General features: G+C 56.1%; 28 protein-coding genes. 14 read left to right on the plus strand and 14 right to left on the minus strand.

All coding sequences use genetic code 11. The annotated features are described in order from the left end of the window. Nucleotides 1–177: 177 nt before the first annotated feature. From cimA to cysS, 3 genes are read right to left on the minus strand one after another with little or no spacing between them, the layout of a single operon-like run. Nucleotides 178–1,791, minus strand: a complete 1,614-nt coding sequence (gene cimA / locus FHS21_RS02330; protein ID WP_112527823.1) for a citramalate synthase — start codon at nucleotides 1,789–1,791, stop codon at nucleotides 178–180. Continuing rightward, the gene (locus tag FHS21_RS02335; RefSeq protein WP_112527820.1) at nucleotides 1,788–2,294 is read right to left on the minus strand and encodes a GFA family protein; all 507 of its coding nucleotides are present in this window, start codon (nucleotides 2,292–2,294) and stop codon (nucleotides 1,788–1,790) included. The genes cimA and FHS21_RS02335 overlap by 4 nt, the downstream gene beginning before the upstream one ends. Beyond that, the gene (gene cysS, locus FHS21_RS02340; protein WP_183660881.1) at nucleotides 2,291–3,742 is read right to left on the minus strand and encodes a cysteine--tRNA ligase; all 1,452 of its coding nucleotides are present in this window, start codon (nucleotides 3,740–3,742) and stop codon (nucleotides 2,291–2,293) included. Before cysS ends, FHS21_RS02335 begins: the two co-directional genes overlap by 4 nt. Before the next feature lie 374 nt (nucleotides 3,743–4,116). Here cysS and FHS21_RS02345 point away from each other — a divergent pair, with 374 nt between their 5' ends. Beyond that, nucleotides 4,117–4,284 carry a transcriptional regulator gene (locus FHS21_RS02345; protein WP_112527813.1) on the plus strand — a complete coding sequence of 56 codons (168 nt, stop codon included), beginning with the start codon at nucleotides 4,117–4,119 and terminating at the stop codon, nucleotides 4,282–4,284. Here FHS21_RS02345 and FHS21_RS02350 read toward each other — a convergent pair. Together FHS21_RS02350 and FHS21_RS02355 are read right to left on the minus strand one after the other, a co-directional pair. Next, nucleotides 4,261–4,875 (minus strand): LysE/ArgO family amino acid transporter, encoded by a 615-nt coding sequence (locus FHS21_RS02350; protein ID WP_112527811.1) that lies wholly within the window; start codon nucleotides 4,873–4,875, stop codon nucleotides 4,261–4,263. The two genes, FHS21_RS02345 and FHS21_RS02350, sit on opposite strands and share 24 nt — an antisense overlap. A gap of 37 nt (nucleotides 4,876–4,912) precedes the next feature. After that, nucleotides 4,913–5,677 carry an SOS response-associated peptidase gene (locus tag FHS21_RS02355; protein ID WP_112527809.1) on the minus strand — a complete coding sequence of 255 codons (765 nt, stop codon included), beginning with the start codon at nucleotides 5,675–5,677 and terminating at the stop codon, nucleotides 4,913–4,915. Between the two features lie 104 nt (nucleotides 5,678–5,781). Between FHS21_RS02355 and FHS21_RS02360 the strand changes: the two genes are divergently transcribed. From FHS21_RS02360 to FHS21_RS02390, 7 genes are all read left to right on the plus strand, one after another. After that, nucleotides 5,782–6,207, plus strand: a complete 426-nt coding sequence (locus FHS21_RS02360; RefSeq protein ID WP_112527807.1) for an NUDIX hydrolase — start codon at nucleotides 5,782–5,784, stop codon at nucleotides 6,205–6,207. Between the two features lie 87 nt (nucleotides 6,208–6,294). After that, nucleotides 6,295–6,663, plus strand: coding sequence for a TIGR02301 family protein (locus FHS21_RS02365; protein WP_112527805.1), 369 nt, complete (start codon nucleotides 6,295–6,297; stop codon nucleotides 6,661–6,663). Between the two features lie 102 nt (nucleotides 6,664–6,765). After that, nucleotides 6,766–7,023, plus strand: coding sequence for a hypothetical protein (locus tag FHS21_RS02370; RefSeq protein WP_112527803.1), 258 nt, complete (start codon nucleotides 6,766–6,768; stop codon nucleotides 7,021–7,023). 13 nt (nucleotides 7,024–7,036) lie between these two features. Then, nucleotides 7,037–7,846, plus strand: coding sequence for a hypothetical protein (locus FHS21_RS02375; protein WP_112527801.1), 810 nt, complete (start codon nucleotides 7,037–7,039; stop codon nucleotides 7,844–7,846). 100 nt (nucleotides 7,847–7,946) lie between these two features. Next, on the plus strand, nucleotides 7,947–8,405 hold the full coding sequence (locus tag FHS21_RS02380) for a carboxymuconolactone decarboxylase family protein (RefSeq protein ID WP_112527799.1): 459 nt from the start codon (nucleotides 7,947–7,949) through the stop codon (nucleotides 8,403–8,405). Nucleotides 8,406–8,463: 58 nt separating this feature from the next. Then, nucleotides 8,464–9,261, plus strand: coding sequence for a sigma-70 family RNA polymerase sigma factor (locus FHS21_RS02385; protein WP_376772057.1), 798 nt, complete (start codon nucleotides 8,464–8,466; stop codon nucleotides 9,259–9,261). A 54-nt stretch (nucleotides 9,262–9,315) separates the two neighbouring features. Further along, entirely contained in the window at nucleotides 9,316–10,104 is a 789-nt protein-coding gene (locus FHS21_RS02390; protein WP_246410729.1) for a PhzF family protein, read from the plus strand. Here FHS21_RS02390 and FHS21_RS02395 read toward each other — a convergent pair. Next, complete coding sequence (locus FHS21_RS02395) at nucleotides 10,092–11,426, minus strand: dihydroorotase (protein WP_112527794.1); 1,335 nt, start codon at nucleotides 11,424–11,426, stop codon at nucleotides 10,092–10,094. The genes FHS21_RS02390 and FHS21_RS02395 overlap by 13 nt on opposite strands. A gap of 76 nt (nucleotides 11,427–11,502) precedes the next feature. On the opposite strand from FHS21_RS02395, the gene ygfZ reads away from it, so the two are divergent. The 5 genes from ygfZ to FHS21_RS02420 are packed head-to-tail and all read left to right on the plus strand — an operon-like array spanning nucleotide 11,503 to nucleotide 15,012. Continuing rightward, nucleotides 11,503–12,354 (plus strand): CAF17-like 4Fe-4S cluster assembly/insertion protein YgfZ, encoded by an 852-nt coding sequence (ygfZ, locus tag FHS21_RS02400; protein ID WP_112527793.1) that lies wholly within the window; start codon nucleotides 11,503–11,505, stop codon nucleotides 12,352–12,354. Nucleotides 12,355–12,366: 12 nt separating this feature from the next. Beyond that, on the plus strand, nucleotides 12,367–13,011 hold the full coding sequence (locus FHS21_RS02405) for a YfbR-like 5'-deoxynucleotidase (RefSeq protein WP_183660883.1): 645 nt from the start codon (nucleotides 12,367–12,369) through the stop codon (nucleotides 13,009–13,011). A gap of 4 nt (nucleotides 13,012–13,015) precedes the next feature. Next, complete coding sequence (locus FHS21_RS02410) at nucleotides 13,016–13,531, plus strand: tyrosine phosphatase family protein (protein ID WP_112527790.1); 516 nt, start codon at nucleotides 13,016–13,018, stop codon at nucleotides 13,529–13,531. 2 nt (nucleotides 13,532–13,533) lie between these two features. Continuing rightward, nucleotides 13,534–14,490 carry an NUDIX hydrolase gene (locus FHS21_RS02415; RefSeq protein WP_112527788.1) on the plus strand — a complete coding sequence of 319 codons (957 nt, stop codon included), beginning with the start codon at nucleotides 13,534–13,536 and terminating at the stop codon, nucleotides 14,488–14,490. 9 nt (nucleotides 14,491–14,499) lie between these two features. Continuing rightward, the gene (locus FHS21_RS02420; protein ID WP_112527786.1) at nucleotides 14,500–15,012 is read left to right on the plus strand and encodes a cupin domain-containing protein; all 513 of its coding nucleotides are present in this window, start codon (nucleotides 14,500–14,502) and stop codon (nucleotides 15,010–15,012) included. A gap of 3 nt (nucleotides 15,013–15,015) precedes the next feature. Here FHS21_RS02420 and panB read toward each other — a convergent pair whose 3' ends face one another. The 6 genes from panB to FHS21_RS02450 form a co-directional block, all read right to left on the minus strand. Further along, nucleotides 15,016–15,831, minus strand: coding sequence for a 3-methyl-2-oxobutanoate hydroxymethyltransferase (gene panB, locus FHS21_RS02425; protein WP_112527784.1), 816 nt, complete (start codon nucleotides 15,829–15,831; stop codon nucleotides 15,016–15,018). A gap of 23 nt (nucleotides 15,832–15,854) precedes the next feature. Continuing rightward, nucleotides 15,855–16,700, minus strand: a complete 846-nt coding sequence (panC, locus tag FHS21_RS02430) for a pantoate--beta-alanine ligase (RefSeq protein ID WP_112527782.1) — start codon at nucleotides 16,698–16,700, stop codon at nucleotides 15,855–15,857. Next, on the minus strand, nucleotides 16,697–17,560 hold the full coding sequence (gene nadC / locus FHS21_RS02435) for a carboxylating nicotinate-nucleotide diphosphorylase (protein ID WP_112528121.1): 864 nt from the start codon (nucleotides 17,558–17,560) through the stop codon (nucleotides 16,697–16,699). The genes panC and nadC overlap by 4 nt, the downstream gene beginning before the upstream one ends. An 11-nt stretch (nucleotides 17,561–17,571) precedes the next feature. After that, a complete protein-coding gene (locus FHS21_RS02440; RefSeq protein WP_112527780.1) occupies nucleotides 17,572–19,131 on the minus strand; it encodes an L-aspartate oxidase in 1,560 nt (519 codons plus the stop codon). Between the two features lie 14 nt (nucleotides 19,132–19,145). After that, nucleotides 19,146–20,219 carry a quinolinate synthase NadA gene (gene nadA, locus FHS21_RS02445; RefSeq protein WP_112527778.1) on the minus strand — a complete coding sequence of 358 codons (1,074 nt, stop codon included), beginning with the start codon at nucleotides 20,217–20,219 and terminating at the stop codon, nucleotides 19,146–19,148. Between the two features lie 229 nt (nucleotides 20,220–20,448). After that, nucleotides 20,449–20,667 (minus strand): hypothetical protein, encoded by a 219-nt coding sequence (locus tag FHS21_RS02450; protein ID WP_183660885.1) that lies wholly within the window; start codon nucleotides 20,665–20,667, stop codon nucleotides 20,449–20,451. Between the two features lie 133 nt (nucleotides 20,668–20,800). On the opposite strand from FHS21_RS02450, the gene FHS21_RS02455 reads away from it, so the two are divergent. Then, nucleotides 20,801–22,039, plus strand: coding sequence for an MFS transporter (locus FHS21_RS02455; RefSeq protein WP_112527774.1), 1,239 nt, complete (start codon nucleotides 20,801–20,803; stop codon nucleotides 22,037–22,039). A 54-nt stretch (nucleotides 22,040–22,093) separates the two neighbouring features. Here the strand turns inward: FHS21_RS02455 and FHS21_RS02460 are convergent, their stop codons facing one another. Both FHS21_RS02460 and FHS21_RS02465 read right to left on the minus strand, forming a co-directional pair. After that, nucleotides 22,094–22,381: a PTS sugar transporter subunit IIB gene (locus FHS21_RS02460; RefSeq protein ID WP_112527772.1), complete on the minus strand. Its 288-nt coding sequence runs from the start codon at nucleotides 22,379–22,381 to the stop codon at nucleotides 22,094–22,096. A gap of 29 nt (nucleotides 22,382–22,410) precedes the next feature. Further along, nucleotides 22,411–22,872 carry a PTS sugar transporter subunit IIA gene (locus FHS21_RS02465; RefSeq protein ID WP_112527770.1) on the minus strand — a complete coding sequence of 154 codons (462 nt, stop codon included), beginning with the start codon at nucleotides 22,870–22,872 and terminating at the stop codon, nucleotides 22,411–22,413. Nucleotides 22,873–22,884: the final 12 nt, after the last annotated feature.

The raw sequence follows: 22,884 nt of genomic DNA on the forward strand, positions 1-22,884 counted from the left end.
GGATGTCGAATTGTTGCCGGCTACGGCTCGATTGCTATCGATTTGTTGGGTCATGGTGCGAAGTCCTAGTCCCCGCGCGACATGCCGTCTATTGAATTCGACTGATCAATCGATCAAGCCATTTGATGTTTTCGCTCAAAATTGGGGCATGAATTCCCTAAAATGACAAAAAAATCTTTATTCAGCAGCTATTTTCCCTGCCAAATCCCGATTTTTCATCAATTTATAGACAATGGAATCCATTAACGCCTGGAAGGACGCGTCGATGATATTGTCCGAAACACCGACCGTCCACCAGCGCACGTTGCTGGAATCGGTCGACTCGACGAGCACACGCGTGATGGCCTCGGTACCGCCGTTCAATATGCGTACCTTGAAATCCGCAAGCACCAGATCAGCGATCTCATCCTGATAGCGGCCCATGTCCTTACGCAACGCCAGATCGAGTGCATTGACCGGTCCATGCCCCTCAGCGACGGACATCCGCGTCTCACCATCGACCTCCATACGGACAACGGCTTCCGAGACGGTCTTGATATTGCCATTTGCATCGAAGCGCCGCTCGACCATGCAGCGGAACGAGTCGACTTTGAAGAATTCGGGGACGGTGCCGAGCGTCCGTCGCGCCAAGAGCTCAAAACTGGCATCGGCGCCTTCATAGGCGTAACCCTCGGACTCATGTTCTTTAACGAGCGCGATTAGCGTATCGAGCCTTGGATCCGACTTGGCCACCGGAATGCCGCGACGTTCAAGTTCATTGATGAAATTGGATTTCCCGCCTTGGTCCGATACCATGACCTTGCGACGATTGCCAACCGTTTCCGGCGGTACATGTTCATACGTCGCCGGTTCCTTGATCAAGGCCGACGCGTGAATGCCCGCTTTCGTTGCAAATGCCGATGCGCCGACGAATGCACCTTGCGCATTGGGTGCACGGTTGAGCAATTCGTCGAAACTGCGTGACAGGCGGGAAAGCCCCTGGAGTTTCTCCAGGCTGATGCCCGTTTCGAAACGCTTCGACCAATTGGGTTTCAGCATGAGCGTCGGAATGATCGTCACCAGATTGGCATTTCCGCAACGCTCACCGATACCGTTGAGTGTGCCTTGCACATGGCGGACACCCGCATCGATCGCAGCAAGCGAATTGGCGACTGCCTGCTCCGTATCGTTGTGCGCGTGAATGCCAAGATGATCGCCGGGGATCAATTTTGTGACGGCACGGACGATTTCGGCGACTTCCGCGGGCTGGGTGCCGCCATTGGTATCGCACAGCACGACCCAGCGGGCTCCTGCACTGTAGGCAGTCCTGGCGCAGGCCACCGCATATTCCGGATTGGCTTTATACCCATCGAAAAAATGCTCGCAATCGACGATGGCTTCCTTGCCCGCGTCAACGGCGGCACGAACGGAAGCGTCGATGGACTCGAGGTTTTCCTCATTCGTGCAGCCGAGCGCTACGCGGACATGATAGTCCCAACTTTTGGCGACAAAGCATATGGTGTCGGCCGACGAACGGATGAGCGCTGCAAGTCCGGGATCATTGGAGACCGAGACGCCGGCGCGTTTGGTCATGCCGAAAGCCGCAAACTTTGCATGCTTTGTGCGCTTTTCGGCGAAAAACGCGGTGTCGGTCGGGTTAGCTCCGGGATAGCCGCCCTCGACATAGTCGAAGCCGAACTCATCCAGCATGGATGCGATGACTTTCTTGTCCTCAACCGAAAAGTCGATGCCAGGCGTTTGCTGGCCATCGCGCAATGTCGTGTCGAAGAGATAGATCCGTTCTTTTGTCACTCGCCCGCCTCCCCTCGCGACCCCGATGGCGGCCACTGTTCCGTGTCATGGTCGGGGTGTTGATAGGATATCATCGTTTTCAGGAATTCTACTGATTCCGCGTCGCTGTCAGATGTGTATCCGGGAAGTTTCGATAGATCATCAACGTAAGGCAGTTTGTCTTCGATGCCCCACTGAATGGTGGGCGCCAATCCTTCAGGTTCATCGAACGCACCGATAGCAAGTGCCGTGCCGTCCGGTGCTTCATAGGTCAGCGGCGTTCCGCAGTTTCCGCAAAAGCCGCGCTTGACGTGATTAGACGATTGAAACCGCTTGGGCTCGCCCCGTGTCCACTCAAAATCCGTGCCGCGCACTGATGTCAGGGGCGCGAAAAAGTTGCCGAAGGCTTTTTGACACATGCGGCAATGACAGATCGATGCATCACCGAGTGTACCCTCCACGCGAAAACGGATCGCACCGCATTGGCAACCGCCGGTGTAGACAGGCTTGTTATCCAGACTCATCGCTTCATCTCCCAGGTCGTGACGCGTTCGCCGGTCGCGGGATCTTTTCCATCCTTCAATTGAATGCCTTTTTCCAGCAATTCATCACGGATGCGGTCAGCCTCAGGGAAACTCTTGGCTGCAAGCAAAGACAGGCGATTGCGGATCTTGGCTTCGATTTCATTCTCGAGCTCGCTTGAGACGCTTTCTACGCTCAGATCAATGCCTAGCAGCGCGAACACAGCACGATACGCCTCTGGATCGAGGACGCGCGACTTCCTGATCGATGCCAGCCAATTGATAAGGCCTGGAGTTGCGAGGTCGTCAGACAGGATATCGATAGCCTCATCCGGAACGACACCAACGCCGGCATCGCCCACATATTCGCGGGCTTTGGCGAGGATGTTCTCTGCCTCCTCCAGCTTTCTGACACTGAAATCGATCGGCTCGCGATAGTTGGTCATGAGCATGGCAAGGCGCAGCACTTCGCCTGGCCATTTGCGGCCGCCGAAGGTGTCTGTCTCCAGCAATTCATGGATTGTCACGAAATTACCGGTGCTTTTGGCCATTTTCTGACCTTCAACCTGCAGGAAGCCGTTGTGCATCCAGACATTGGCCATCCGGTCGGTGCCAAAGGCACAGCAGGACTGGGCAAGCTCGTTCTCATGGTGAGGGAATACCAGATCGATGCCACCGGCGTGGATGTCGAAAATGTTCTTCGTCGGATCGTCGCATTGCAGTCCGCCGCCAAATGGTTCAAGCAGCTTCGCCATCGACATGGCCGAGCACTCGATATGCCAGCCCGGGCGGCCGACACCATCGATGCCCGCGGGCGATGGCCAGCCCGGCTCCCCTTGCTTGGAAGGCTTCCACAGAACGAAATCCATCTCATCTCGTTTGTAAGAGGCAACGTCGACGCGCGCGCCAGCGATCATGTCGTCAGATGAACGGCGGGAGAGCAACCCGTAGCGCGGGCCCTTGGCGGCGGCATTCATCGCCGATGGCGAAAACAATACGTGACCGTCCGCGACATACGCAACGCCACGCTCAACGAGGCGATCGATCATCGCCGCCATTTCAGCAATATATTCGGTCGCGCGCGGTTGAGACGAAGGCTGCAGATTGCCGAGCGCTGCCACATCCGCCTGGAATTGCTCGTTGGTCAGTTCAGTGACCTTGCGGATCGCTTCATTCAAAGGCAGGTCCGGATAATCGCGGGCGGCGCGAGCGTTGATCTTGTCGTCGACGTCGGTGATGTTGCGAACGTAGTTCACATGGTTTTCGCCGTAGATATGGCGAAGCAACCGAAACAACACGTCGAAGACGATAACCGGCCGCGCATTACCGATGTGCGCATAGTCATAGACGGTCGGGCCGCAGACATACATGCGCACATTATTCGGATCGATCGGCACAAAGGTCTCCCTCGTGCGCGTGAGCGTGTTGTACAGCTTCAGTTCCTGCGGCATGTCCTGGATCTCAAAATTCGGGTTTCATCGTCAAAACGAATATCATCGCGCTGGTCTGGCGACCGGTGCGTTTTGCATCTTTATCAGGATTTTTGAGACGAAAACGGCCGGGCCAGCGAGCGCTAGTTGATAATAATCCGACAGGTAATAATAATCGTTACGGGCGACGTTTTCATGCGGGCATTTATGATCGAGTGCGGGCAAATCGTCAAGCGCTGCCGCCAAAGACGCGGTGTTGCATTTTTGCCGACTTTACGATGGTTAATCTAAATTAACCGAATAGCCCAAAATCCTCCCGGAAAGTGCCTTCTTTCCGGCCAATTTGAACGGGAATCCTGATGCCTTAGACTTTAGGGGAATAAAGGACCAAACCCATGACCGATGCCCAGCAAACGGCAAAGCCGCGCGAAAGCGCCCGCGCCGACCATCTCACCTCACAATACCGCGCGATCGGGCCAGCTGCGATCCTTGCAGCCGTTCTCAGTACCGTTCGCCAACGCCCGCAATTGAAGTTTGCTTCAATTGTTCAGGAAACGGACTAACAGACTTAAACCAATGCCGGCCATGACGAGGCCGATCAAAACGTCAAGTACGCGCCACGCGGCTGGCTTGGCAAAAATCGGCTGCAACAGCCTCGCACCATAGCCGAGGCCGAAGAACCATATGAACGACGCAAGTGCGGCGCCTGCGCCATAGGCCGCACGGTGTGCGCCTTCAAAGCGAGCCGAGAGGCCGCCAAGCAGAACAACAGTATCAAGATAAACGTGCGGGTTGAGAAAGGTCAGCGCCAGAACGGTGCCGATCGCCACCTTCAAATTGCCGTTGCCGGAGTTCGCGGCCTTCAGTACCTCGGGGTGGAAAGCACGCCGGAAGGCAACCGAAGCATACCAGAACAAGAATGCGGCACCGCCGAGCGTCACGACCGAGATGAGGGTGGGCGACTGCGCGATCAGCGTCCCAAGGCCTGCGACGCCTGCCGTGATCAACAGGGCGTCGGACAGCGCGCAAATCAGGCTTAAGAGGAATACATGTTCTCGCAGCAGTCCTTGCCGCAATATGAAAGCGTTCTGCGCGCCGATTGCGATAATAAGGGACGCGCCAAGAAGGAAACCGGAGAGAGCGGCTGAAAACATCGGGTAGATATCCTGAAGAATAGTCGAATTTAAGGACCTAGAACAATTTCATCTGATTGTCAGGCTCCGGCGGTTTGACGCGTCCTGGCTTCTTCGCTTCGGCGAAAGTCTCGACGAACCGCTCCTGGATTTCCGAACCTGTGTTGTCAACCTTGTTGACCTTGTCCGATACAGGGATCGCTTCGAAGAAATCCGCCTGAGCGGGCCTCATGAGATCGGCGACATGGCGCGGTTCCTGCGTCTTGCAATCGAGCCAGCGTGCGAAATCTTTCTGCTCTATGACAACAGGCATGCGGTCGTGGATGAAGCGCAGATCCTCGCTGGCGCTTGTCGTCAGGATCGCACCAGTGTCTATTTCGGAGCCCTCTGCATTCGCCCACGGTTCATAAATGCCGGCGAATGCGATAGTTGCACCGTTGCGAGGCCGGACCCAATAGGCTTGCGAATTCCTGTTGCCGTCCCGCCGCCACTCGTAGAAACCCGAGGCCGGGATTAGCGCACGGCGGTGACGCATTGCAGTCTTGAACGATGCCTTCTCGATTGCCGTTTCCGAACGGGCATTGATCATCAGTGGATAATTTGCCGTATCCTTTACCCAACCAGGAATAAAACCCCACCGCACCAGAAGCGCCCTGCGATCAGGCCGGTTGCTGCCCGGCGGCGGTGTTTCACCGGCGATCACCATGAGGATCGGCTGTGTCGGCGCGATATTGTAGCGTGGCGGAAACGCCTCGAGCTCCATGAGCGCGAGATAGGCCGCGATCTCTTCCGGCGTTCCGAGGAGTGAAAAACGTCCGCACATGCAGTCAATGCCTGATTGTTTTTGGGAGTGGCGATCATCCGCATTTGCGATGCAGGGTCAAGGGTGGCCTTGTCAAAACTTCTCTTACCACCTACCCCTGACATATGGACCAAATCCCCCTCTCCGCAACTGTCGACGGCGTTTCGACCGTTTGCATCCGCGATCGGGCCTTCCTCTTGGTGGAGCGAGCACGCGAACCGTCAAAAGGCTGGCTGGCATTTCCGGGTGGCAGGAGAGAGCAAGGCGAGATGCCGCAAGAAGCGGCAATTCGTGAACTGCGTGAAGAAACCGGCATAACAGCAACAGAAGTAACTTATCTCACGACCGTCACCTTTGATTACTCGACGCCAGAATTTCCAGCGCCGAAACCTTTCCGCTTGGCTGTATTTTTGGCGCTTGATCCAATGGGAGAAGCAATCGCTGCGGATGATGCGGCGGCCGTGCACTGGCTCCGGGTGGAGGAAATGGCAAAATTTGACGTGACCGAGAGTGTTCTGGATGTCGTACGTGAATTGGCTGCCGGTTTTTAAAAGTTGAGGGTATTAACCACGGACGCCTTGAAGCTGCCTAGCTTTCAGGCAACAACCTTTTCGGGGAATTGGTCTCGGGGTTATCTCGTGCGGCGTATAATAGTAATCACAGCGTTTTTGACGGCAATCGCTACGGCCGTGCCAGCTTACGCGGTCGACCCTCTATATGAGGCAAAGCTCCTACGGTTGGCTGAGGTTCTCGGATCGATCCATTCGCTGCGGAATCTTTGCGGCGAAAGGAGCAATCAATGGCGGGATCGAATGGATTCGCTGCTCCTGGCGGAGAATCCAGACCCGGCACGCCGGGCTAAGTTGATCGCCAGTTTCAATCGCGGATATCGCACGTTCAACGAGACTTATTCAACCTGCACGAGCCAGGCGATTGCGGCGATTGACCGCTACCAAATCGAAGGAACAAGGCTTTCTTCGGAGATCGTATCGGGCTATGGAAATTAACCAGGCTTTAACTGTTGAAGCCAATGAACCGCATTTTAAACAAAACGTATGGTATTGTTTAGCGGTAGTTTAAGAATTGGCTTCGGCCAAGGATGGTATATCATGAACATGACATCAACAGACCTTGATAGGTTGGTTGCAGAAGAAAAAAAACTGGTTGCAATCGAATATCAGAATGAAGTCTGGGCTGATGGCACGCTTGAAGGTATCGAGCCTGAAATTATGGCCGAAGCCGCTTTTGCCACCGCATTGACCGAACTGATCCGTGATAACGGCGAAGTGTCCGCATTGGCCTTGCTCGATGGCTTGCGTGAACGTATTTCTGCGGGTGAATTTTCATCGAATCGCATTCTGCAATAACTGGTGATCCTGCATGCCTGAAAAGCACTTTTCCGCTTCCGCGATCGCCGGAACCTTTTTCCTAGCGGCAGCAGTTTGTGCTTTCTCCGTTCCGGCTTTCGCTGCCGGCGTCGATATGCCGATGCAACTCGCCTTGAGCGAGATCAAAAAAGAAGAGCTGCCCAAAGCCACTGAACCTGCGAAGCCCGGTGCCGAACAGAAACCAGCTGGCGAAACGCAGACCCAACCCTCCTCTCCCGAAAAGCCCGACGCAACACCGGAGCAGCCCGCAGAGGCACCGGCAGCGACGGATGATGACGGTGCTGCTGCGCAGAGCAATAATCCTGCCATGCCGAATGCCAAGGAAGGCGCAGCAGCGCCTCAGGTCGAATACGACATCGCCAAACTGCCTTTCCCGGTGCAGAAAATGCGCGAACTCATTCTGACTGCAGCCAAATCCGGATCGATCGAAGCGCTCCGTCCGCTGATCGGCTCGGGCGACGATGTCACCATGCTTTCGCTGACAGATGTCGATGGCGATCCGTTGGCCTATCTGAAAAGCCTCGCCGGCGATCCAGATGGCCAGGAAATTCTCGCTATTCTGGTCGATGTGCTTGAGTCCGGTTATGTGCACCTCGATGCCGGCACGGCAGACGAGCTTTATGTCTGGCCCTATTTCTTCGCCTATCCGCTCGACAAGCTTGACGCCAAGCAGAAGGTCGAACTCTTCCAGATCGTCACCGCCGGCGATTACGACGAGATGAAGCAATTCGGCACTTATGTGTTTTATCGCCTTGGCATCACGCCAAAGGGGCGCTGGCGGTTTTTCGTCACCGGCGACTGATCTTACGAAGATTCATAAAAAAGTTTGCCGGGATGTCACGTTCCGAAAGGCTGTCTCGTCTTGTGTACAGGCAACTGAATGCCGCATAAGGAGATAGACAATGAAACCAAGATTGAACCTCTACAATTTCCAAGAACTCATCAAGCCGATGCTCAAGATGGAAGAGAGCGTCGTTAGCAGCGGGCTGGAAATGAGCCTTATCGAGCTCGTCAAGATGCGGGCTTCGCAGATCAACGGCTGCGCCTTCTGCCTCGACATGCATTCGAAGGACGCTCGTAAGAAGGGCGAAACTGAGCAGCGCCTCTATTTGCTGAACGCATGGCGGGAATCGCCGCTCTATAGTGATCGCGAACGCGCGGCATTGGCTTGGACGGAAGCCCTGACTCTGATATCCAAGACCCATGCTCCGGACAACGTCTATGACGTGCTGAAGGAACAGTTCACCGAGGAGGAGATCGTCAAGCTGTCCATGTTGATCGTAACCATCAATGGGTGGAACCGCCTGGCTATCGGCTTCCGCTCGGTCCATCCGGTGGAAAAAAACAGTGCCGCAGCCTGACAATAGCGCCGAGACGTTCAATCGCCTCAGACCGCGTCTGACCCGCATTGCCTACCGTATGCTCGGGTCAGTCGCGGAGGCGGAGGATATCGTCCAGGAAGGCTTCATTCGCTGGCATCAGGCTGACCGGTCTGATGTTCGCAGTGAGGAAGCTTTCCTCGTGCGCACCATAACGCGGCTTTGTCTCGATCATCTGAAATCCGCGCGCGTTCGGCGAGAGACCTATGTCGGGAACTGGTTGCCGGAACCTATCTTTGATCCGAGCGAAGACGAGTCCGATAGCGATATTACCCTGACGCTGATGATGGCGCTGGAACGATTGTCGCCTCTGGAACGCGCAGCGTTTCTGCTCCATGACGTGTTCGGCCAAGATTTCAATCAGATTTCCGAAGCGATCAGTCGAGATCCAGCAACATGCAGACAGCTCGCGAGCCGCGCCCGCAGCCACGTCCAGAAAGCAAAACCACGCTTTCCGGTTTCGGATGAGCAAGGCAAGAATATCGCCGCTGCCTTTTTCAAAGCATCCCGCAGTGGCGACATGCAGGCCCTGCAGTCCCTGTTGGCAGACGATGTCGTGCTCTACGCCGATGGTGGCGGCATTCGCTTCGCTGCAATCGATCCGATCCATTCAATGGCGAATGTCTGCCTGTTCTTCGGTGACGTTTCGCGCCGGGCAGCCTATAATTTACCGCCGTTAATGCACGAAGGACTCATCGATGGCCTGCCCGGCTTTGTGACAGCGGAAAGTGACGGGATTCCGCAAACCACCGCACTAGAAATTGAGGACGGTAAGATCAAGGCGATCTACGTTGTGCGGAATCCTGAAAAACTTCGGCATCTCGACTTTGCGCATTGACCCTTGGCTGGCGTTCGTTAGCGTGGCGACCATCGCCCTCCAAGGATCTTATCCATGCGATCATTGACGATGTATCAGGTAGACGCATTTACCACCGAACTCTTTAGCGGCAATCCTGCCGCAGTGCTTGTCCTTGATGATTGGTTGCCAGTAGAGACAATGCAGGCGATTGCCAGCGAGAACAATCTGGCCGAGACCGCCTTTGTGAAGCCCAATGCGAGTTGCTGGGATTTGCGCTGGTTCACGCCAGTGCACGAGGCCGACTTCTGCGGACATGCGACGCTTGCGACGGCGCATGTCTTGGCAAACGAGCTCGGCGTGGAGGGCGAACTGGTATTTGAGACCAGGGTCGGCGCTTTGCGTGTCAACAGGAAGAAATCAGCATACCAGCTTGATTTCCCAAGCTTTCCGCCAGAACCGATTGGCGAAATTCTTCCACTGCTCAACGAAATCACTGGAGGCAACCACGTATCGGCATTCCAGAACTTCGAAAACGTCTTTGTTGTGTTGAAGAATGAGCAGGCGGTTCTCGATTTCGCCCCGGATTTACCAAAGATCACCCAACTCGATCCATTTGGGTTCGTGGTTACGGCAAGGGGCGACGAACACGATTTTGTTTCGCGTTATTTTGTTCCGCATGCGGGCATTCCGGAAGATCCGGTGACTGGCTCAATCCATGCCACGCTTGTGCCCTATTGGGCAGAAGAACTGGGTAAACTCAAGCTTTCGGCGTTTCAACGCTCGAAGCGCGGCGGACATCTGCTTTGTGAGCTCTTGGATGACCGCGTGCTGCTTACCGGTTCAGCCGTCACCTTTATGAAGGCTCAGATTTATTTGCCCTGAAGCGCCTCGCCGAACAACACCGGCTCGCCTTGGCCTGGTGTTACGATCTCGCCTTCCCACATGACCTTGTTGCCGCGGATGATCGTGCCGACCGGCCAGCCGGTTACCGTCTTGCCGTCATAAGGCGTCCAGCCAGCCTTTGACCCGACCTGCGCGTTGGTGATGGTTTCGCGCCGTTTCATATCGACGATGGTCAAATCGGCATCATAGCCGACCGCAATACGTCCCTTGCGAGCCATGCCGAACAAGCGGTTGGGGCCATGTGAGCTCAGATCAACAAAACGCTCGATCGACATACGGCCAGCGTTTACGTGGTCGAGCATGATCGGCACCAGTGTCTGCACGCCGGTCATGCCGGATGGCGAGGCCGGATAGGGTTTTGATTTTTCTTCAAGCGTGTGCGGGGCGTGGTCCGAACCCAGTACGTCCACAATGCCTTGCCCGATGCCCTTCCAGACGCCATCGCGATGCCGCGCGTCGCGTACCGGGGGGTTCATCTGCAGCAATGTTCCAAGCGTCGCGTATTGGCTGGCATCAAGGGTCAAATGATGGGGCGTTGCCTCGCAACTCGCCACATCCTTGTGATCACCGAGAAAGTCGATCTCCTCTGCGGTGGAAATATGGAGAACATGGATGCGCGCGCCGGTTTCGCGGGCAATGCGTACGAGGCGCTGGGTACATTGTAGCGCCGCGATCTCGTCGCGCCAAATGGGGTGCGAAGACGGATCGCCCGGAACGCGCAAACCTTCGCGTTCGCGCAGACGGAATTCATCCTCCGAATGAAAAGCGGCACGGCGGCGGGTGTTTTTCAGGATAGAACGCACCCCGTCATCGTCCTCGACGAGAAGATCGCCAGTGGAAGAGCCCATGAATACCTTGATGCCTGCAGCGCCGGGAAGACGTTCGAGTTCGGCGACATCATTTGCATTGTCGCGCGTGCCGCCGACCCAGAATGCAAAGTCGCAGTGCATGCGATGGTGGCCACGCCTAACTTTATCTTCCAGCGTTTCGGCGGAGGTGGTCAGCGGCTTGGTGTTCGGCATTTCAAAGACTGCTGTGACCCCGCCAAGTACGGCGGAGCGCGAACCGCTCTCAAGATCTTCCTTGTGCTCAAGACCCGGTTCGCGAAAATGCACCTGGCTGTCGACGACGCCCGGAAGGATATGCAAGCCAGTGGCGTCAATGATCTCGGCGGCTGAAGCGCTGCCAAGATTGCCGATGGCAGCAATGCGGCCGTTGACGATGCCAATATCGCGCAAGCCAACACCGTCCTGGTTGACGACAATCCCGCTCCTGAAAATCGTATCGAATGTCTGAGCCATTTGCTTTCCACTCCAGCCTTGCGAACGCGTCCCTTGCGGATTACGTAACAGGGACAGGAAAGGCAAGGGTGATCGAATGCCGCGGCTAAGTTTAAGTGGAAGAGCAGTCCTGACCGTTACGGGCGAGGATGCCGAAGATTTCCTGCAAAATCTCATCACCACGGATCTCGACACGCTGGAGCACGGCGATCTAAAACCTGGTGCCTTGCTCAATCCACAAGGCAAGATCCTGTTCGAGTTTCTCGTTTCACGGAACGGCGGTGGCCTGCGGCTTGATACACTGCAGACCTCTGCAGATGATTTGTTGAAGAGGCTGGCGCTCTATAAACTGCGCGCCAACGTGCAAATAGCCGTGGATTCAGAGTCACTTGTCGAAGTTTCCTGGGAAAATGAGTCTGGCGCTTCAGAAGCAGATTCAACTGTACGTGACCGACGCTTTCCCCAAGCGCTCAACGTTATGCGGCGCTATGGCGGCGAGCCTGCATCAGACGTTCCAGAAACAATGTGGACTGCGCTGCGCATCGCCCATGGGGTGGCGGAAGCACCGATGGATTATACTCTCGGCGATGCCTTTCCCCACGATGTTAATCTGGATCAGACCGGCGGCGTTTCTTTCAGGAAAGGCTGTTTTGTTGGTCAGGAAGTTGTCTCGCGCATGCAGCATCGTGGAACCGCGCGAAGACGTATCCTGATTGTGACGGGAGCCTCGGACCTGCCGGCTACTGGTACATCCATAACTGCCAACGAACGCGATATTGGCACGCTCGGCAGTGTTGCAGGATCATCTGGCCTTGGCCTCGTCCGGATCGACCGCGTAAAAGATGCATTGGATAGCGGCAACCCCATTCTGGCAGGAGATATTCCGATCCACCTTGCCATTCCCTCCGAACACCGGTTTACATTTCCCGAGGCGAAGCAAGAGGCCTGATCGGGGAATAGGATGCTGCGACCGGCAAAGCCGCAACCGAGCAATTTGAAGAAACCAGAATTTCGTGCCTGGCAGCGCATGCTCTCAGGGCGGCGACTGGATTTGCTTGACCCCTCGCCGCTCGATATTGAAATCGAAGACATCGCGCAGGGCCTGTCGCGTGTTGCGCGCTGGAATGGTCAGACAGTTGGTGAGCACGCATTCTCGGTGGCACAGCATTCGCTGCTGGTCGAAGAAATCTTCGGGAAGATCGTCCCGGAGGCGACCACGGAACAGCGCCTTACAGCTCTCCTACACGATGCACCCGAATATGTGATCGGCGACATGATTTCGCCGTTCAAAGCCGTTGTCGGTGGGGACTACAAAAGCGTCGAATTGAGGCTGCAACACGCTATTCATCTGCGCTTTTCGCTCGCGCCCGTCGTTCACCAAAGTTTACGTGCCCTGATCAAGCGGGCGGATGCGATTGCCGCCTATTATGAAGCGACGCGCCTTGCAGGGTTTGCGGAGAAAGAAGCTGTGCAGTTTTTCGGGCGTCCCCGCGGAATTGATCCGCAAGGTCTCGACTTGACGGCACTCGCTACCCAGAATGCACAAAATGCTTTTCTGCTGCGTTTTGCTATACTTAATGAGTCACGGGTACAGAGCCGGGGATAAGAACATGCCGCATATCGTTGTCTCTCCTCTGTCGCGCCTCGCCGAGTCTGCAACCCGTTTCGGCGCGCGTGATATGATAACGTTGATCAATGCCGATACGGTGGTGCCTCGCCCCGTAGAGATTCTCGAGACGCGTCACCTGTTTCTTGGATTCAACGATATTCTCGAGCCTGCGGAAGGCATGACTCACCCCGTGTCTGAACATATCACCCAGTTGATCGCGTTTGGCCAGCGCTGGGACCGCAAGGCACCCTTGCTCATCCACTGCTACGCAGGAATCTCGCGCTCGACCGCTGCAGCCTATATCACCGCGATTGCGCTTAATCCGGAGCTTGATGAAGTGCTGTTGGCGCAGAAATTGCGCCAGAATGCACCCTCTGCCACACCCAATGGCAGACTTGTAGCGCTCGCCGATGATATCCTCGTTCGCAACGGCAGAATGGTAGATGCAATCAAAGCGATCGGTCGCGGTGAAGAGGCCTTTGAGGGCATGCCATTCATTCTTCCGCTGACGGTGTAGACGTGACGGGCACACCCAATGCCGTTGAAATCAACCTGAGCGCCGCCATAGTGGCTGTAGCAAACAATGATCCGCTGATCTTGACCACACCTTCCAGCGATGACAACGAGCGCGACGAGCTGCCCTTCGGCCCGTTCAACCCGCTGTTGCATCGAACCTTCGAGACCGGATTGCGTGAGTGGGTGGCGGAGCAGACGCCTTTACGTCTTGGCTATGTCGAACAACTTTACACCTTCGGTGATCGTGGCCGCCACAAAACCGCTGAAGATCGCGACCTGCACATCGTTTCAGTCGGTTATCTAGCGCTCACGCGCATAACCGATGACGGAGATGCGCTTCGCAAATCCGGTGCTCGCTGGCGCAGCTGGTACTCGTTCTTGCCTTGGGAAGACTGGCGCGTCGGCAAGCCCGCCATGATCGACGAAACGATCCGCCCCGCTCTGCATGCCTGGGCCGACAAGAGTGGGCTTCCCGCGCGGCTAAGCCGTTTCCGGCTCGCCTTCGGAGACGATGGAATTGTGTGGGATGAAGAGCGGGTACTTGAACGTTATGAACTCCTGTACGAAGCGGGACTGATAGAGGAGGCAGCGCGGGATGGGCGGGCGGAAGGCACGCATCTTTCGCGCATCCTGGGACTTCCGATGAGTTTTGACCACCGGCGTATTCTCGCGACCGCAATCTCGCGGCTGCGGGCCAAGCTGAAATACAGGCCTGTGGTATTCGAGCTAATGCCTCCTACCTTTACACTGACCGCATTGCAGGAGACTGTGGAGGCGATTTCTGGCCGTCACCTGCACAAGCAGAATTTCCGCAGATTGGTCGAGACAACAGAACTGGTCGAACCAACCGGCGCAGAACAAACGCAGGCGCGAGGCAGGCCTGCAGCGCTTTATCGGTTCCGGCACAATGTGCTCGAAGAGCGCAGCGTGGCGGGGTTGCGCGTTGGTGGCAGGGGATAGGAGGAAGGGATGAACGACAAGCCGACATCGCTCAATGCCGAAGGAATATCCGAACCATTCGCATCGGAAAATGTTCCGTTGGAGGAATGGTCGAAAGGTACGCGCTATGGCACCAAATTTCGCTATCTTTCCGGATTCGGCGGCGCGAACCACGTTGGTGTTGCCCTGGAAGAGCTAGCGCCGGGCAAGGAATCCAACATGAACCATTATCATATGCTCGAGGAGGAGCAGGCGTTCATCCTCGAAGGTGAGATGACGCTGCGGCTAGGCGACAAGACATATCGGATGAAGGCGGGGGATCACGTCTGCTTTCCGGCCGGGCAGAAAGTCGGACATTCGTTTTACAACCACAGCGACACGCCCTGCCGGTTCATCATGATCGGCGAGAAAAACCCGAACGAAGTCGTTGTCTATCCCGAAACCGGACGCGTCGGCGTGCGATTACTGAGTGAAGGCTACGATAGTGCCGCCACTATGGAGTACTGGCAATGCGCCGATACCGAACAAAAGCCACGCAGCTAGTATTTATTTCAGTAGATAAACGTGCTCATCGCCCGGGAACTTTCGCGAACGGACGTCATCCGCGTAGGCCTTGACAGCTTCGTCGATTGCCGTGCCGACAGCACCGTAGACCTTGACGAATTTGGGCGGCTTCGGATTGTAGCCAAGCATGTCCTCAAGCACGAGAATCTGACCGTCGCATTCGACTGACCCGCCGATTCCAATCGTGGGGATAGCGATCTCGCGCGAAATCTCAGCCGCAAGCGGCTCCACAATTCCCTCAAGCACTACGGAAAAGGCTCCAGCGTCGCTGACCGCCTTTGCATCAGCCTTGATCAGCGGCCATAGTGCCGTGTCGCGGCCTTGTGTCTTGAAACCACCGAGCGTGTTGACGGATTGCGGCGTCAGCCCGATATGCGCCATCACCGGTATGCCGCGCTCGATCAGGAAGCGGATGGTGTCAGCCATGCGCACGCCACCTTCCAGCTTGACGGCACCGCAACCAGTCTCCTGCATGACGCGAGCGGCATTGCGGAACGCAATCTCGGGGCTCTCCTCGTAAGAGCCAAACGGCATATCGACCACGACCATCGCCCGCTTTGAGCCACGCACCACGGCACGGCCATGGGCGATCATAAGATCGAGCGACACGCCGAGCGTTGATTCCATGGCGTAAAGAACCATGGCGAGACTGTCGCCAACGAGGAGAATATCAGCGTGCTGGTCGACAATGCGCGCGGTGTTGGCGTGGTAGGAGGTCAACGCAACGATCGGCTCGCCGCCCTTGCGGACCCGTATTTCCGGTGCGGTGACCCGGCGAGTGACGATTTCCTGACTCATAGCTCCTCCTCCCACTCCCCCGTTCAGCCGATAACGCGCTGGTCGATCAGACGCACCTTGCCGAAGCGGACTGTCAACAAAATGACGACTGGCTGTTTGAATTTGCCCGAAACCGGATCAAGTGTCCGCGCATCGCGGATGTCGACAGATTCGATCTCGCCGCGCTTCTCGGTTGCCAGTACCGCGCGAACCGCATCGCGGATTGCCGACACGGAGCGCTGGCCTTGTCCGACCAGTTCTTCCGCCCGCATCAGCGATTTCGCCAGGACGACAGCAGCCTTGCGGTCGGCAGCGGTCAGCATGGCATTGCGTGACGAACATGCAAGACCGTCGTCTTCACGCACGGTGGCCACTCCGGTTATCTCGATTGGCATGTCGAGATCGGCCACCATCCGGCGGACGATCGTCAATTGCTGATAATCCTTCTCGCCGAAAAACGCATGGTCCGGTTGAACTATATTAAACAATTTGGTGACGACAGTTGTTACGCCACGAAAATGCCCAGGCCTGATCTTGCCGATCAGTATCCGGGACAGGACCGGGTTATCGACGATCGTATTGGCACCTTGGCGGTAAATTTCCGCAACGTCCGGCGTAAACACGTAGTCGACACCCTCGGCCTCGAGCTTGGCAAGGTCACCTGCCATGTCGCGCGGATAGGCGGACAAGTCCTCATTCGGTCCAAATTGCGTCGGGTTGACGAAGATCGAAACGACGGTGACATCGCAGGCGTTTTTTGAATGGCGAACCAATGAGATATGGCCGATGTGCAAATAGCCCATCGTCGGTACGAGACCGATGGATTTGCCTTTGAGGCGGTCAGCTTTGAGGGCAGCGCGCAGTTCTGCAATGGTGGCGATGACCTTCATTTGATTTCGATGTCCAGTCCGATATCCAGCGTTGGTGCTGCCATAGTAATTTTCGATGTCGAGATATAATCGACACCGGTTTCTGCAATCGCCTTGATCGTGTCAAACGCTATATTGCCGGACGCTTCCAGTTTCGCTCGGACACCATTGATTTTTACCGCCTTTTCAAGCAGTTCTGGCGCCATATTATCAAGAAGAATCACATCGGCATAAACGGAAAGCGCCTCTTCAAACTGCTTGAGGTCATCGACTTCCACCTCGATCTTGACGAGATGTCCAGCATAGGCGCGAGCAGCGAGAATCGCCTTTGCGACACCACCTGCGACTGCGATGTGATTGTCCTTGATCAGGATCGCATCATCGAGACCGAAACGATGATTGGAGCCACCACCGCATTTCACAGCATATTTGGCAAAGGCACGCATGCCGGGAATGGTCTTGCGTGTGTCGCAGACCCGGGCGTTGGTGTGGGCAATCATATCAGCGAATTTTGCGGTATAGCTTGCAATGCCGCTCAGATGCATGAGGAAATTGAGCGCGACGCGTTCGGCAGAGAGGATGGCACGGGCATTGCCTTCGATGCGCGCAATGTCCTCGCCCGGCTTGACCCTTGCACCATCCCTGACCAGCGTAGTGAATTTCAGCTCTGGATCCATTAATTCAAAGGCGGTGCGGGCAAAATCCATGCCGCAGATCGTACCGGCATCGCGGCTGGAAAGCACTGCACTGGCTACGGCATCCTCGGGCAGGGTCGCGTTGGTCGTGATATCCCCTGCCCGGCCGAGATCTTCGAGCAGGGCAGCACGCACGGCATCCTCGATCAACAATTGCGGCAGAGATGGTGGGAAGGCTTTGCGCATGTCTTCAGCCATCAGGCCAACTCCATCATTTCGTCCAGAGACGCCTCGGCATCGGACAATGTCAAAAATGTCCTGTGCTGCCACTCTGGGCGTTTCTCTGGAAAGTCAGTGCGGAAATGGCCGCCACGGCTTTCCTCGCGTCGCAAAGCACTGACGGCGACGAGCTTTGCCGTCGCCAAAACATTCCGAAAGGCCGCATCACGATTGGCTTTGTCCAACTCAAGAATAGTCTTCAACCCTTGAAGCATGCCTTTGCGGTCACGAACAACACCAAAACTGGCGCTCATCGTCTTGCGGAGTGCGGTCATCGCCGCTGTATCCGCTTCGGCGGCCAAATCGTCCCGATCGACCGAGCCTTTCGACCAATCTTCCGTATATTTCGCGTTACCCTTGCCGATCTTGGCGGCGATGCGCGCGGAAAACACGACGGCTTCAAGCAGTGAATTGGACGCTAGCCGGTTTGCCCCATGCGCTCCGGTGGAAGTGCATTCCCCGCAAGCCCAAAGTCCATCGATCGAGGTGCGCCCATCGGCGTCTGTCAGAATACCGCCCATGAAATAGTGCGCGGCAGGGATGACAGGAATGGGGTCGACAACAGGATCAATGCCGGCGTCGCGACAATACTTGTAGACTGTCGGAAACTCCTCGGCGAATGAGGCACCCACGGCCTTGGTGCAGTCGAGCCAGGCACCGCGACCAGCCATGACTTCAGCATAGATCCCGCGCGCCACCACATCACGGGGACCTAGTTCCGCATCGGGATCCAGCTTGAGCATAAAACGTTCACCGGCGCGATTGATCAGCGTCGCACCGTGACCGCGGAGGGCCTCCGTCGCCAAGGGTGCCGGGTCGTTATTCACATCCAGCGCTGTCGGGTGAAACTGCACGAACTCCATATCTGCCATCATCGCACCAGCTCGCGCTGCCATGCCGATACCCTCGCCGCGTGCTTCAGATGGATTGGTGGTAACGGCGTAAAGATGGCCGATGCCGCCGGTGGCGATCACAACCGCCCGTGAAGCCAGTTTTACCTGCGTGCCACGCCCCGCTTCTGTTCGCGCGATGACACCGGTTACTGCGCCTTTCTCAATCATCAGGTCTTCGACCACATACCCTTCCATCACCCTGATAGACGGCGTGTTTTCAACCGTTTTCACCAAAGCCTGCATGATCGCACGGCCCGCCATATCGCCGCGTACCCTGACGATACGGCTTTCAGAATGCGCTGCCTCGCGCGACACCTGCAGCCTGCCTTTGAGATCGCGGTCAAAAGGAACGCCGTATCCGAGCAGATCGTGGACGCGAGACGCCGCCTCGCTCGCCATCAACCGCGCGATGCTCTCATCGACGATACCGTCACCAGCGGCGACCGTGTCGGCGACGTGCTTTTCCTTCGTGTCGCCTTCCGAGACGGCAGCGGCAATACCCGCCTGCGCCCAGGCCGAGGATGCACCGCGGCCAATGGGTGCCGCCGCAAGCACGGTGACTGGCCGGGGAGCAACTTTCAGTGCACAAAAAAGTCCGGCAAGTCCGCCACCTATGATGATGACGGGATCGGAATGAGTGGACATCAGCTTTTCTCGCCTCAGTTCTTCAGATTGACCATACGCTCTACAGCGAGCCGCGCCCTTTCGGCGATCAGCGGATCGACGTGAATTTCTTCACGCATGTAGACCAGGCTTTCGAGAATGTTCGGCAATGTGATGCGCTTCATGTGCGGGCAAAGATTGCACGGCTTGATGAACTTTACGTCCGGCACTTCAGATTCGATATTGGAGGCCATGGAGCATTCCGTGACGAGTAGTACCTTGGCCGGACGATTGTCCTTCACATAGTCGATCATGCCTCGCGTCGAGCCGGTATAGTCGGCGATTGCCACCACTTCAGGCGGACATTCAGGATGAGCAATGATCTGGATATCCGGATCGGCTGCCCGATATGCGAGCAACTCATCCGCCGTGAACCGCTCGTGCACCTCGCAATGGCCTTTCCACGTCAATATCTTGACGTTCGTCTGTGCAGCAACATTCTGCGCGAGGAATTCGTCCGGAATGCACAAAACCCGATCGACGCCGAAGCTTTCGACAACTTGGACTGCATTGGCCGATGTGCAGCATATATCGCTTTCAGCCTTCACTTCAGCGGAAGTATTTACGTAGGTGACAATCGGCACCCCCGGATAGGTCTCGCGCAACAGGCGGACATCAGCCCCGGTGATTGACTCAGCCAGCGAGCAGCCAGCACGCATATCCGGAATCAATACGGTCTTATGCGGATTGAGTAACTTGGACGTCTCCGCCATGAAGTGTACGCCGCATTGAACGATGATATCGGCGTCCACACGTGTCGCCTCTTTGGCGAGCTGCAGGGAGTCACCAACGATGTCGGCCACGCAGTGAAAAATCTCCGGGGTCTGATAGTTGTGGGCGAGGATGACGGCGTTGCGCTGTTTTTTCAGGTGGTTAATCGCAGCCACATAAGGTGCGTAGACCGGCCATTCGATCCGCGGGATATGGTGAGCGACACGTTCGTACAGATGCTCGGTTTCAGCAGCGATCTCCGGTGTATAGGAAAGATCCGGCATCTTGAGAACGCCAAAACGATCGGCTGCAGTTTGACCGGACACGTGGTCAGTCTTGATGCGGGCAGCGCTGGTCATATCCACTTCCTCCTGGACATTCTTTCACTCGGCAAGTTGGCCGGGTTTTGGTCGTCGGCCATTTATACTCACTTTGAGCATATTTATGACCAAAAGAAAAACGGCAGGGCCGTCGCGAAATACATAGGGGATTATTTTGCTGGCTTCAAGGTTGATAATCGAGCTTTTTGTGACTCCCTGGCGGGAAGGATATGCTAGGTGCGCCTTGACGACCTTTCCATCCCTGGAATTACCCTCCCCTGGACTGACGATAATCGTTGTAGCGGCGCTCTTGCAAATAGCGTCTCTGCGGGCTGTCGCCACCGATACGCGGTGTGCAATCGGTAGACACCGTTGCATCGCGATCACTTGGCCGATCGCACCAAACGAGTGGACTGACATTGCCGGAGTTGGCGCAACCGCCGAGAGTGATAGCGCCGATCACCAGTGTCGGCAGAAGTAGTCTCATGAAATCAATCCCTTACTTGCTCAGGTCAGGACCCGAGATACTCATCAAACTCATTTATGTACCAATCAACTCAATTCAATTGATTGGGAGCACAAATGAGATAATCCTGCGCCTCCCATAAAAGGAGACGGCCATGCCACAGAACGAAGCAAGTGTCGCCCAGAAGTCCGGCGTGCCATGGCTCATCATCATTGCCGGCTGTCTCATTGCACTTTTGACATTCGGGCCCCGCTCCGCGATGGGATTCTTCCAGCTACCGATGCTCGCCGAGAAAGGCTGGGACAGAAGTACGTTTGGCATGGCCATGGCACTGCAGAACCTGTTCTGGGGTGCCGGACAGCCATTCTTCGGCGCGATCGCCGACAAGTATGGCACGTGGCGTGTGCTGCTTCTGTCAGCGCTATTCTATTCGAGCGGCCTGGCCATGATGGCTTGGGCCACATCGCCGGGCATTCTCTATGTCGGCGGCGGGGTCCTCGTGGGCCTTGGCATTGCCGCGGGTTCCTTTGGCGTCATTCTATCGGCCTTTGCGCGTAATGTTTCGGCAGCGAGCCGGACCTTCGTCTTCGGTATCGGCACAGCGGCAGGCTCCGCAGGCATGTTCGTCTTTGCGCCGATCAGTCAGGGCCTCATCGATCGATTTGGCTGGTCGGACGCGCTGGTCTGTCTCGGCCTGGCAATGTTGATTGTTCCAGTCCTTGCCATACCCCTGCGGGGCAATTCCTCAAGCGGCAGAACCAAGGAAGCTCAATACAAGCAGTCGATTGGCCAGGCATTGAAAGAAGCATTCGCACACAAGAGCTATCTGCTACTGACTACGGGCTTCTTCGTCTGCGGATTTCAGGTGGCGTTTATCACGGCACATTTTCCTGCCTATCTGGGCGACATTGGCATCGATGCTACCTATGCGGTATTAGCTTTGGCACTCATCGGATTTTTCAATATCATTGGCTCGCTTGCATCGGGCATGATCAGCCAGCGCTATTCCAAGCCGAAATTTCTGGCGTTCCTCTACCTTGGGCGTTCGATACTGGTCACGGCCTTTCTACTTCTTCCGCAAACAGGAACTTCCGTGATTGTCTTCGCGATCCTGATGGGACTGATGTGGCTTTCGACGGTACCGCCGACAAATTCGCTCGTCGCGATCATGTTCGGTACCCGCTATCTCGGCATGCTGGGCGGCATCGTGTTTTTCTCGCACCAGATCGGCTCGTTCCTGGGTGTCTGGCTCGGCGGGTATCTCTACGACCACTTCGGCAGCTATGATCCCGTCTGGTGGCTCGGAGTCGTGCTCGGTATATTCGCGGCTATTGTGCATTGGCCCATCGAAGAGACTGCCGCTGTACGCCCTGCCCTCCAGCCGGCGGAATAGACAAATCCGCCGTTCAAGCCAATGAACGGCGGATTTGTCTTGTGCAGTTCAGCCTCAATCTCTCAGAAGAGCTTCAATCTTGTCGAGCGCTTCCGCTTTACCGATACCTGTCAGAAACGCCAGTGTGGTGATGACAGGCTTGGCAAGGTCCTTTGGCAGCTGTGCGGTTGTGACAACGAGATCGACATCATCGATCTGTCCTGCCACTTCCGTCGTCTTGCACTGCCTCGAATTGAAGCGGATGCCACGCTCCTTCATTGCATCTTCGACCGCATGCGCCACCACTGTCGACGTGGCGATACCTGTTCCGCATGCAAAAAGCACGGTTTTCTGCCGAGTCATAGGTTCCCTCCCTGATTCTTGATGCAAACTTATCGCAGAAGGCGGGACACGTCTTCCACCGATTCGGATTGGATCAGCGCCGAAATAATCTCAGGTGACTGAATTGTGCCTGCGATCTCCTGCAACATTTCGATTTGCTTGTCCTTGTCGTTGAGGGCCATCAGGAAAACCACACTGACCTGCAGCTTTTCGTCCGGATCTTCCATATTGGAAAACGATACCGGTTCAACGAGTGTTGCAAGTGCCAAACCGGGTCTCAGCACATGTTCAGGATCTGTGTGTGGTACGGCTACGTTGTTGTCACCTCCGAGCGGCAAGCCCGTGGGCAACATAACCTCGCGGGCGATTACGGCATCGGCGAAGCTAGGTTTGACATATCCCAGCGCCTGCAGTCGATCAGCCAAAATGCGGATGACATCGTGGTCTGTCGCGGCCTTGAGCCCGAGGACAATTGCCCCGGGATCAAGATAGTTCATCAAGGCTTGCGCCATTCATCTACTCCA

This window comes from Phyllobacterium trifolii (assembly GCF_014192095.1).
Lineage (GTDB): Bacteria > Pseudomonadota > Alphaproteobacteria > Rhizobiales > Rhizobiaceae > Phyllobacterium > Phyllobacterium trifolii.

What these genes read in the sequence shown, in the direction of transcription:
- FHS21_RS02405 (WP_183660883.1), top strand. Translation starts at nt 12,367, where the DNA reads ATGCTGCGACCGGCAAAGCCGCAACCGAGCAATTTGAAGAAACCAGAA.
- FHS21_RS02465 (WP_112527770.1), bottom strand. Translation starts at nt 22,872, where the DNA reads ATGGCGCAAGCCTTGATGAACTATCTTGATCCCGGGGCAATTGTCCTC.
- FHS21_RS02410 (WP_112527790.1), top strand. Translation starts at nt 13,016, where the DNA reads ATGCCGCATATCGTTGTCTCTCCTCTGTCGCGCCTCGCCGAGTCTGCA.
- nadA (WP_112527778.1), bottom strand. Translation starts at nt 20,219, where the DNA reads ATGACCAGCGCTGCCCGCATCAAGACTGACCACGTGTCCGGTCAAACT.
- FHS21_RS02375 (WP_112527801.1), top strand. Translation starts at nt 7,037, where the DNA reads ATGCCTGAAAAGCACTTTTCCGCTTCCGCGATCGCCGGAACCTTTTTC.
- FHS21_RS02395 (WP_112527794.1), bottom strand. Translation starts at nt 11,426, where the DNA reads ATGGCTCAGACATTCGATACGATTTTCAGGAGCGGGATTGTCGTCAAC.
- panB (WP_112527784.1), bottom strand. Translation starts at nt 15,831, where the DNA reads ATGAGTCAGGAAATCGTCACTCGCCGGGTCACCGCACCGGAAATACGG.
- FHS21_RS02355 (WP_112527809.1), bottom strand. Translation starts at nt 5,677, where the DNA reads ATGTGCGGACGTTTTTCACTCCTCGGAACGCCGGAAGAGATCGCGGCC.
- FHS21_RS02460 (WP_112527772.1), bottom strand. Translation starts at nt 22,381, where the DNA reads ATGACTCGGCAGAAAACCGTGCTTTTTGCATGCGGAACAGGTATCGCC.
- nadC (WP_112528121.1), bottom strand. Translation starts at nt 17,560, where the DNA reads ATGCGCAAAGCCTTCCCACCATCTCTGCCGCAATTGTTGATCGAGGAT.
- panC (WP_112527782.1), bottom strand. Translation starts at nt 16,700, where the DNA reads ATGAAGGTCATCGCCACCATTGCAGAACTGCGCGCTGCCCTCAAAGCT.
- FHS21_RS02455 (WP_112527774.1), top strand. Translation starts at nt 20,801, where the DNA reads ATGCCACAGAACGAAGCAAGTGTCGCCCAGAAGTCCGGCGTGCCATGG.
- FHS21_RS02385 (WP_376772057.1), top strand. Translation starts at nt 8,464, where the DNA reads ATGCTCGGGTCAGTCGCGGAGGCGGAGGATATCGTCCAGGAAGGCTTC.
- ygfZ (WP_112527793.1), top strand. Translation starts at nt 11,503, where the DNA reads ATGCCGCGGCTAAGTTTAAGTGGAAGAGCAGTCCTGACCGTTACGGGC.
- FHS21_RS02360 (WP_112527807.1), top strand. Translation starts at nt 5,782, where the DNA reads ATGGACCAAATCCCCCTCTCCGCAACTGTCGACGGCGTTTCGACCGTT.
- FHS21_RS02335 (WP_112527820.1), bottom strand. Translation starts at nt 2,294, where the DNA reads ATGAGTCTGGATAACAAGCCTGTCTACACCGGCGGTTGCCAATGCGGT.
- FHS21_RS02370 (WP_112527803.1), top strand. Translation starts at nt 6,766, where the DNA reads ATGAACATGACATCAACAGACCTTGATAGGTTGGTTGCAGAAGAAAAA.
- FHS21_RS02380 (WP_112527799.1), top strand. Translation starts at nt 7,947, where the DNA reads ATGAAACCAAGATTGAACCTCTACAATTTCCAAGAACTCATCAAGCCG.
- FHS21_RS02440 (WP_112527780.1), bottom strand. Translation starts at nt 19,131, where the DNA reads ATGTCCACTCATTCCGATCCCGTCATCATCATAGGTGGCGGACTTGCC.
- FHS21_RS02345 (WP_112527813.1), top strand. Translation starts at nt 4,117, where the DNA reads ATGACCGATGCCCAGCAAACGGCAAAGCCGCGCGAAAGCGCCCGCGCC.
- FHS21_RS02350 (WP_112527811.1), bottom strand. Translation starts at nt 4,875, where the DNA reads ATGTTTTCAGCCGCTCTCTCCGGTTTCCTTCTTGGCGCGTCCCTTATT.
- FHS21_RS02420 (WP_112527786.1), top strand. Translation starts at nt 14,500, where the DNA reads ATGAACGACAAGCCGACATCGCTCAATGCCGAAGGAATATCCGAACCA.
- cysS (WP_183660881.1), bottom strand. Translation starts at nt 3,742, where the DNA reads ATGCCGCAGGAACTGAAGCTGTACAACACGCTCACGCGCACGAGGGAG.
- FHS21_RS02450 (WP_183660885.1), bottom strand. Translation starts at nt 20,667, where the DNA reads ATGAGACTACTTCTGCCGACACTGGTGATCGGCGCTATCACTCTCGGC.
- FHS21_RS02390 (WP_246410729.1), top strand. Translation starts at nt 9,316, where the DNA reads ATGCGATCATTGACGATGTATCAGGTAGACGCATTTACCACCGAACTC.